5 protein-coding genes and 1 pseudogene are annotated in these 8,890 nt (G+C 62.3%); 5 read left to right on the top strand and 1 reads right to left on the bottom strand.

The window, feature by feature from the left end:
- Positions 1-220: 220 nt before the first annotated feature.
- Positions 221-1,594 (bottom strand): cytochrome c biogenesis protein ResB, encoded by a 1,374-nt coding sequence (locus tag K8I61_02015; protein ID MBZ0270783.1) that lies wholly within the window; start codon positions 1,592-1,594, stop codon positions 221-223.
- Between the two features lie 429 nt (positions 1,595-2,023).
- Between K8I61_02015 and K8I61_02010 the strand changes: the two genes are divergently transcribed.
- From K8I61_02010 to K8I61_01990, 5 genes and pseudogenes are all read left to right on the top strand, one after another.
- On the top strand, positions 2,024-3,655 hold the full coding sequence (locus K8I61_02010) for a HAMP domain-containing protein (protein ID MBZ0270782.1): 1,632 nt from the start codon (positions 2,024-2,026) through the stop codon (positions 3,653-3,655).
- The gene (locus tag K8I61_02005; GenBank protein ID MBZ0270781.1) at positions 3,652-5,055 is read left to right on the top strand and encodes a sigma-54 dependent transcriptional regulator; all 1,404 of its coding nucleotides are present in this window, start codon (positions 3,652-3,654) and stop codon (positions 5,053-5,055) included. The genes K8I61_02010 and K8I61_02005 overlap by 4 nt, the downstream gene beginning before the upstream one ends.
- Before the next feature lie 274 nt (positions 5,056-5,329).
- Positions 5,330-5,527, top strand: a complete 198-nt coding sequence (locus K8I61_02000; protein ID MBZ0270780.1) for a hypothetical protein — start codon at positions 5,330-5,332, stop codon at positions 5,525-5,527.
- 352 nt (positions 5,528-5,879) lie between these two features.
- Positions 5,880-8,225, top strand: a complete 2,346-nt coding sequence (locus tag K8I61_01995; GenBank protein MBZ0270779.1) for a hypothetical protein — start codon at positions 5,880-5,882, stop codon at positions 8,223-8,225.
- Between the two features lie 373 nt (positions 8,226-8,598).
- Positions 8,599-8,718, top strand: a pseudogene (locus K8I61_01990) (collagen-like triple helix repeat-containing protein).
- Positions 8,719-8,890 lie beyond the last annotated feature (172 nt).

The following is an 8,890-nucleotide window of genomic DNA, read 5'->3' as shown; positions in this document are numbered from 1 at the left end:
CGGCACCCCCGTGCGGGTCGGAATTGGCGTGATCATGACCGGCGTGCGGATCGTCCGCGTCGGCCGGGGGCGGGGGCGGGGCATTGGTGGTTGTCGGCGGCGTGCAGCCGAACCCGACAAGCGCCGCAACCAGAATCAAGGGGATCGTCCAGTTCTTGAAGTTTCTCATCGTACCTTCTCCTTACAAGGGGCGACCGATCGCCGGTCGCCGAAAACGAAATCAGTTCTTGGCGAGCAGTCGCTCTTTCATCGCTTCCAGCGCATCCGCTTGCGCGTCGTGGCCCGCGGAGTCGTGGTAGGCGATCGCCACCTCGCCGTCCTTGACATAGACGAGCGTGCGGCGGTGCTTGATCGCGAACGCCAGGTAAAGCCCCACCGCGCCGATCGCGCAGCCGAGCCAGAAGACGTTGATGCCCGGGTTCTTCGTGACCATGAGGCCCGTGTAGTACGCGTCGTTGCGCAGCTCCACGAATTCGTAGCCGAAATCGCCAGCGCGCGAGGCATCGAATTTGGGGTTGTCCTTGAAGACCCAGAAGTCCGACGACGCGCCGGACGCGTTCATTTCGCGGACCTGGATCGCGAGCCCGCCGCCGAACTTGTCGCGGTCCATGTTCACGACCGCGAAACGCCCGCCGTCCGGAAGGCGATAGGCTTCGCCGAACGACACGCTCATCTCCCGAACGGCCGCGTCGGCGCCGCGCGGGGTGACGCGCACGATGGCCTGCGGCGGAAGCTGGCCGTAAGACGACTGGAAGAAGCGGTATCCGCCGAATTCGGCCGGGATATTGACCTCGATCGGCGTCGTCTTGGCTTCGGCCCGATCCGGACCGGTCAGGAACGTCAGCGACGAGCGGAAGGTCTTCGGCTGGCTGCTGCCCTCGTAATATTCGAGGTCGAAATCGTTGCAACGCACCGCGAAGGGCAGGGCGAGTTCGCCGCCGCGGCGCAGGGTGATGACCGATTCGCTCGCGCCTTCGGGTATCGGCATGGAGCCGTCGATGCCGAACAGGCTTCCGTACACCGCGCCACCGATCATCACGAAGATCGCGACGTGCGACACAATCGCGCCGAAGCGATGGATGTTTCCCCGGTCCGCGAAGTAAAACGAGGCGCCGTCGGCGATCTTTTCCATTGTCGGGCGGACGACCTCGCGGATCCGTTCGGGCGAAAGGTTCTTCGCCTTGAATCGAACAACCGAGCCGATGCGCGATACGAGCGCCGGTTCCAGAACGATATTTTTCGTATTGGACGTACGCAGTACGCGCCCGAAGTTGAGCGTGGTGCAGACGGACATGTTGATCGTGAGAATCGCGATGAGACCGTAGAACCAGGCCGAATGAAAGATGTCGAGAAATCCGAGTCGCGCCACCAGGCCCCAGTATCCGCCTGAGGCCGCAAGCGCGTGAAATCGCGCCTCGTCGAGACCCGGTCCTCGTTGCGGCACGATCGTTCCGATCAGCGTGACGACGCCGATGCCGATCAGCGTGTAGATTGCCAGGCGGTTGCTCGACAGAAACTGAATCCAGGTTTCCGCTCGTGTGGCCGGCTTGGCGTGTCCGTTTTGGACTTGCGTTTCCACGATTTCGGCTGCCATGTCGCTCTCCGTTTTTTCCGCCGCGAATCCGTTTCCTTGCGGCACGTTCGAACTTCCGAGAATGCTGGATTCAAAATCCGGACCAATTGTATCAACGCGCGACCGCACGCGGTCTCGCAACTTGACCCCGGTCAAGTAAAAATAATTCGAAGCACGAAAAATGAGCGTAAGCTATTGAAATGTGACATAATTATCTGGGAGGTGGTCCGATCGCGCATCGGTCGAGTTTTGCGAATTGGCATCCGAATTGCCACGTACCACCCCGGTGATATCCGGTCTCGAAGGAGAACCAAGGAAAAATGGGCGGTTTCAATCGGAGAACGGTATCAAAAGCAGCTCGCGGCGGTCTGATTCGAGTTCCAAAACCGCGCGGGACGAATCGTCGATGAGTTCAATCCACCCGTCGCGCCGAGGGACGCACGCCAGGAAATGAAAAAGCGCGTTCTCAAAAATATCGCTCTCATCGCGCTCATTTTGTGCGTCACGCTGTTTCTGGTCCTGAAGCACATCGGCAGCATGCGCGACCATCAGCGGGCGATCGCGTTCTTTCAGGAGAATATCGACAACTTCACGCGCCTCTACCGGCTGACCGCTTCCATTTTTCAGCAGCAACAATTGCTGCGGGTTCAGGGCGGCGATCCGGCGGAAATCTTCGCCGACATCGACCAAATCCAGGCCATGACCGGAAAGACCATCGCCGACCTGGGCGACGACAAGCTCACCGAAACATGCCGCTCGTGCCATGTCCGCATGGGCGACGAAAAATGGCGCAAACTGCAGCCGCAATACGCCGATCTGGCGCTCGCGATGGATGTCTATCGCCAGGCATTCGTCGCCGTGGATCGCGACCTTGCGCGCAAGGTGGGGATGGTCGGCGCGGACCCGAGCCTTACGAAATCCGCCGAACGCCTGCTTGCCGAAACGCACCACGCGGAAAAGTCGCTCAATAAAATCGTATCGCATGTGCGCGACGAGCATCAGGAATGGGCGGCCCGAACCGGCAATATCACGCTCATCGTCATCGTGACGGGCTTCATCGCCGTGCTCTTGCTCGTCGTCCGTTTCGTGAGGACGACGCTGACGCCGGTGCTCGACCTGGAACGCGCGACAAGAACGCTCGCGGCCGGCAAATATCCCGAGCGCATCGAGGTGCGCACGAACGACGAGGTCGAGCGCCTGGCCGGCGCGTTCAACCACATGGTGGCAAGCCTCAAGGAGATGTCGCGCGAGCGCGAATCGCTCCTTCATCAGACGCAGGAGCTGAACGCGACGCTCGAGGATCGCGTCGCCGCGGTGCGCGACGAGTTGCGCCGCGCGCAAGAGCACCTCATTCGCAGCGAGACACTGTCCGCCGTGGGCACGTTGGCCTCCGGCGTCGCGCATGAGATCAACAACCCCATCCACGTCATCATCGGGCTGGTCAATCTGATCCAGCGCGACATCGAGGCGGACTCGCCGCTGGCGCAGGATCTGAGGATGGTGGAATCCGAGGCCGCACGGTGCCAGACGATCGTGTCGAGCCTGCTGGACTTTGCGCGCAAGCGCGAAGGCGAGCTGACGGATACGGACATCAACGAGCTTGTCGAAAGCTCGCTGACGCTCCTTCGCGCGCAGCTCGAAAAGCGCGGCGTACGCGTGGAAACCGTGTTCGACAAATCGTTGCCGCCGTTGCTCGCCGATCCGAACAAGCTCAAGCAGGTGCTCGTCAACATGTATCTGAACGCCCAGCACGCCATGGAAAACGGCGGATCGCTGACCGTGCGCACGGGTCCGTCGCGAAACGGCAAAGCGGGCGTGCGCGTTGAAATCGCCGACAGCGGCGAAGGCATCCCGGAGGACATCCGGGCGCGCATCTTCGAACCGTTTTTCACCACGAAAAAGGGGCGGGACGGCACGGGGCTGGGGCTTGCGATCTGCCATCGCATTATCGACGAACACGGCGGGCGCATCGAGCTTGAAAGCAGCCCCGGCCAGGGAACCACATTCATCATCACGCTTCCGTTTCGTCCCCCGGCGGATCAGACGGATCCGTCCGACGCCTTCGAGGAGGCCCGGCCATGATCGAACGCAGAATTCTCGTCGTGGACGACGAACCGGGCGCGCGGCTTGTGCTGGAACGGAGCCTCGCGCGGGCCAACTGTACCGTTGAATGCGCCGAAAACGGCGAACAGGCGCTTGAAAAGTTCCGCAACCAGTCGTTCCCCGTCGTCGTCACGGATATCAACATGCCGGGCATGAGCGGACTGGATCTGCTTCGCGAGATCCGCGAACAGCAGCCGGAAACAGCCGTTCTCATGATTACGGCGTACGCCGATCTGGATTCGGCGATCCAGGCAATCCGAAGCGGCGCGTACGATTATATCGTCAAGCCGATCAAGCCCGATCTCATGGTCAAGGCGGTCGACCGCGCGTTCGAAAAACTGGAATTGCGCGACGAGGTGACGTACCTCCAAAGCCAGATTCGCGAGCACTACGGGTTCGACGCCATCGTCGGGCAGAGCCCGGCGATCAAGGAAACCGTCCGCCTGGCCGCCCGCGTCGCCGGCACCGACGAGAGCGTTCTCATCACCGGCCCGAGCGGCACTGGCAAGGAACTGTTCGCGCGCGCGATTCATCTGTCGAGCCCGCGCGACAAGCACCGGTTCATCGCGGTCAACTGCGGCGGTTTTCCCGATCATCTGCTCGAAAGCGAATTATTCGGCTACAAGCGCGGCGCCTTCACCGGCGCGGCGACCGACAAGCCCGGCCTGATCGCCGAGGCCGACAACGGAACGATTTTCTTTGACGAGATCGCCGAGCTTCCGATCGGCATGCAGGTCAAGCTTCTGCGTTTCCTGCAGGACCACCACATTCGTCCGGTGGGCGCGGTCAAGGAGCAGCTCGTCAATGTGCGCGTCGTCGCCGCGACGAACCGCGATCTGGAAGCGGAAGTCGCGGAAGGCAAATTCCGCGAGGATTTGTATTACCGGCTTCGCGTCCTCGCGGTCGAGGTACCGGCGCTCAAGGATCGCCCGGAGGATATCCCCGTGTTGTTGCAATATTTCGCCGAACGCACGGCCAGGCGCATGGGCAAGGCGCCGCCGGAATTCAGCGAGGCCGCGGCGAAACGCCTTGCGGAATACGAATGGCCCGGCAACGTGCGCGAGCTCGAGAACCTGGTGAAAAACGTGCTCATCATGAATGACGCGCGCGTCATCCAGCCGGGGCACCTTCCCGCGTACGTCACGCAGCCGGACAGCGGCGGCAAGAAAAACGGCTTCATTTCCGAAGGAAATCTGCTCGCGAGCGGCGCGTCCTACAGCGATCTGCGCAACAAGGTGCTCGAAGATTTCAACCAGGCCATCCTCTCCGAGGCGTTGGAGCTCGAAAACTGGAACATCTCGAAGGCGGCGGAGCGCCTGGGAACCGCTAAATCGAACGTCATCCGCTTGATGAAGCGGTTCCATCTGCAAAAACCCTGACCTACTGACGGAGCGACAAAATCGCGGCCCGGTATTCCCGGACCGCGTTTTCATTTCGGGTCGATTTCGCGCGTTCACGGAATCGAAACCGTACCGCGGGTTATCCACACGGCCTGGCCGCACGTCACCCAATCGCGAAAAACCCAGTAATTCGGTGAAAATTCGCGAAAAACGGCGTTGGTACATCGCTTGCTCATCCATGAGATCAGGAAAAAAATGACGCCGGCTGTCGCGAAACGGTCCGCGGCCGGCGCCCACGACGCGGAGACAGGCCATGTTGATGATCCTTCTGGGCGCCCTGATCGGCTTTCTGGTCGGCGGCGTCATGGGCGGGGCGACCTTTGGAATCCACGGCGCGATCGTCGGAGCCATCATCGGGCTTGTCGCGGGAGGCGTGATCATGGCGAGCCTTCGCGGCGCGTTCCGCGAACCGGATGTCGGCGAACAGGAAGTTCCCCCTCAAAACCGCTGACCATCCTCGGCTACGAAGAGCCGATAAAACAATTGAATGTCGCGGCCGGTCGTCGTGCCGGCGAGCCACGCGGAGCTCCCGAAAGAGGGCTCCGCGCGCCCATTTTGGACGCGACATCCTGCAACGATTTGGTCATCGTTTCGTCATCGCCTTGATACCGCGTGCGGCTCCCCCAGAACCGATTTGGAACCGACTTTTGGGATTTGACCTGCGTCAAGTCGTGTAACCATCGAATTTTGAAGGTCTTTTTGACGCGCTGCGATACGGCGCGTCGGCACTCCGTTTGCATCGACCCACGGCAGGAATCAAGTTCCGGTTTGATAGGCCGGAGTTAAAAACCTGGAGGTCTCGAATGCAAAAGCTTTCCTTCTTAGTTTGGTTGCTCGTGCCGCTTTTGGCGCTCGCCGTCGGTTGCTCCTGCGAGGGTGACGATGGTGAGGATGGAGCGGATGGCGAACCGGGCCCTCCGGGGGCTAACGGAACGGACGACGACGACGACGACCTGGACGACGACACCGGCGACGATGACGTCGATGATGACGATATGGACGACGACTCGGACGACGACTCGGACGACGATTCCGATGACGATTCGGACGACGACTCGGACGACGATTCGGACGATGACTCGGACGACGACTCGGACGACGACTCCGATGACGACGCGGACGACGACTCCGTCGAACCGCTCATCGCGGACGCCGGCGACGATCAACTCGAAACCGGGTTTGGCACGCTCGTTTATCTCGACGGCCGTGACAGCAGCCCCGGCGTCGTTTCGTTCACGTGGACGCAGACCGGCGGCCCGGCCGTCGTGCTGACGGATCCCGACACGGCGACCCCGTCGTTCACCACGGATACGCTTGCGGACACCGTCTTCCTGGAAGACGAGTTCCAGGTGCTTCCGATCGTTGACGACAGCCTTGTCACCTATACCTTTGAACTTACGGTTTCCGACGGCCTGACCGAGGAAACCGATACGGTTTCCGTGAAACCGGTCGCCACCGCTCGTGGCGCGCATCGCACGGTCGGAAAGAACACGCGCGTTTACCTCAACGGCGGCGAAACGACCGGCGGGGTCGCGATCACCGCGTGGGATTGGACGATTACCGATCCGGACGCCATCGAAACGGCGCTCATCGGCCGCACGCCCAGCTTTGTCGCGTCAAAGGCCGGCGTTTACAACGTCGAGCTGGACGCCACGGCTGGCGCGGGCGTCGCGGTCATGGACTTCGACGTGGTCGTGAGTGACTACAAAGGCCTCGGCGTCGACCCGAACGCGGGCAACTGCTCGCTTTGCCACAATGACATCATCGCCCCCGACGTCATCGAGGACTGGGACAATACCGGCCACGCCAGCATGTTCTCGCGCGGCATCGACGGCGAAGTGTCCGATCACTACGGCAAGAACTGCTTGGGCTGCCACACGGTCGGTTACGACCTCGCGGCAGCCAACGGCGGCTTTGACGATGTGATGGCGTCCAGTGGCTGGACGTTCCCGACCGTGCTCGAAGACGGCAACTGGGACGATCTCAAGACGAATTACCCCGAGGTCGCGGGCCTTGGAAACATCCAGTGCGAAAGCTGCCACGGCCCGGCCGCCCAGCATGCCGCCACCGGCTACGCCGAACTTGTCAACAAGTCCTTCGACGCCGAATCCTGCGGTGTGTGCCACATGGGCGATCATCACCCGCAGTATCCGGAATACGCGCTCAGCCCCCACAACAAGCCGCCGGCAACCACCAGCAGTTCGTGCCGTAGCTGCCACACGGCCTACGGCGCCTCCGGCTACTCGACCGCACCCGACGTGATCAAGGCCGTCACCTGCGTGGCCTGCCACGATCCGCACAATGCCGACAATCCGAATCAGCTTCGCAACTACGGCGAAGTCACGCTGGCCAACGGGTCCGTGGTTGACGTCGGCATCTCCGCCTCGTGCGTGAACTGCCACAAGGGCCGCCGCGACGCGAATAGCCCGACGGTGAAATCGGACCGCAACGGACCTCACGGATCGTCCCAGGGCGACATGCTCTACAGTCGCAACTTCATCGAGTTCGACGTGCCCGGTTATGGCCCGTACTACGCCTCGGTCCATCGCGGCGCGGTGGCCGGCGGCTGCGTGCAGTGCCACATGGCCGACGAAGACGGCATCGGCGAGGCCGGCGGTCACACCTTCCGCATGGTCGGCGCGATCAACGGCGAGGAGTACATGAACTCCTGCCAGCAGTGCCACGCGGGTCTTACGACCTTCAACCGCACGTCCTACGGCGACTACGATGGTGACGGCAATCTCGAAGGCGTGCAGGACGAAGTCCATGGCTTGATGGAAGAGCTCCACCACGAAATCGAGCTCTACATCCAGGCGCAAAACTGGTCGGTGGACTGCACCGCGGACGGCAACGGCATCCGCGTCGCCCACAGCTTCCACGAGTCGCACGGCCGCATCGTTCTGGTGGCCGCGGACGAAGGCTACATCGGTGACTGCGATCTTTCCGGTGAGCTCGAAAGCGACGAGAACAATTCGCGGCCGCCCGCGGGCGCCGCCGGCGATCTCGTTTGGCAGACCGCCTTCAACCTCGTAAAGATCGAAGTCGACGGCAGCTTCGGCATCCACAACACGGCGTATGCGGTGCAGATCCTGCAACGCACCTACTGGGCCCTGACGGGCAACGACGTGCCGGGCGCCGAAATCCGCTAAGTCTAATCGGAATCCGAAAACTTCGAGGGGGTCCGCAAGGGCCCCCTCGGCGCATTTTGGGGCGGCGCGTTTGTTCTCAGTTTCATACCCTCACGGACGCCGCGGGATGCCGCCCGATGCCTCGCCGCGGAGCGCAAACCGCAAAATCGGCCAAAAAATCGCCTCTTTCGCCTCATCGGCCGTGGTCAGCCCACGGCATATCCCTTGCACTTTCCACGGGTGTGAGGCCATCGCGCGCATGCGCTGCCGGCCCGACACCGAGGAGACGGATATGACCATACGACACGGCGGAACCCTGACGGCGCTTTTCGTGGTGCTTGCCGCCATGTTTCTTCTGACCGCGTGCGAGCCCGGCGAAGGCGGTAAAGGCGGCCTGGGCGGCTTCGGCGAGGACGGCGCCGACGGCGTCGACGGCATGGACGGCTTGCCCGGCGAAGACGGCGAAGATGGCGAGGACGGCGAGGACGGCGAAGACGGCCGTGACGGCGAGGACGCGCCCGGCGCGCTCCCGAACCTGGAAAACGGCGTCTCGGGCCTCGTGGATGACAGTACGGGCGAGCCGGTCGTGGACGCCACGGTGTTTTTCATCCCCGTCGAGGACGTCACGGATGTCGCGATCAACCGCGATCCGGCGGCCTTCTCCTCCACGCGCGCCGACGACGAGC

The organism is bacterium, from assembly GCA_019912885.1.
GTDB lineage: Bacteria > Lernaellota > Lernaellaia > JACKCT01 > JACKCT01 > JAIOHV01.
The sequence above is the reverse complement of the archived record's forward strand: the minus strand, read 5'-3'. Positions and strand labels throughout refer to the sequence as shown.

Excerpts from the sequence above, each read along its gene's own strand:
- K8I61_02015 (MBZ0270783.1), bottom strand. The coding sequence starts at position 1,594 with ATGGCAGCCGAAATCGTGGAAACGCAAGTCCAAAACGGACACGCCAAG.
- K8I61_02010 (MBZ0270782.1), top strand. The coding sequence starts at position 2,024 with ATGAAAAAGCGCGTTCTCAAAAATATCGCTCTCATCGCGCTCATTTTG.
- K8I61_02005 (MBZ0270781.1), top strand. The coding sequence starts at position 3,652 with ATGATCGAACGCAGAATTCTCGTCGTGGACGACGAACCGGGCGCGCGG.
- K8I61_02000 (MBZ0270780.1), top strand. The coding sequence starts at position 5,330 with ATGTTGATGATCCTTCTGGGCGCCCTGATCGGCTTTCTGGTCGGCGGC.
- K8I61_01995 (MBZ0270779.1), top strand. The coding sequence starts at position 5,880 with ATGCAAAAGCTTTCCTTCTTAGTTTGGTTGCTCGTGCCGCTTTTGGCG.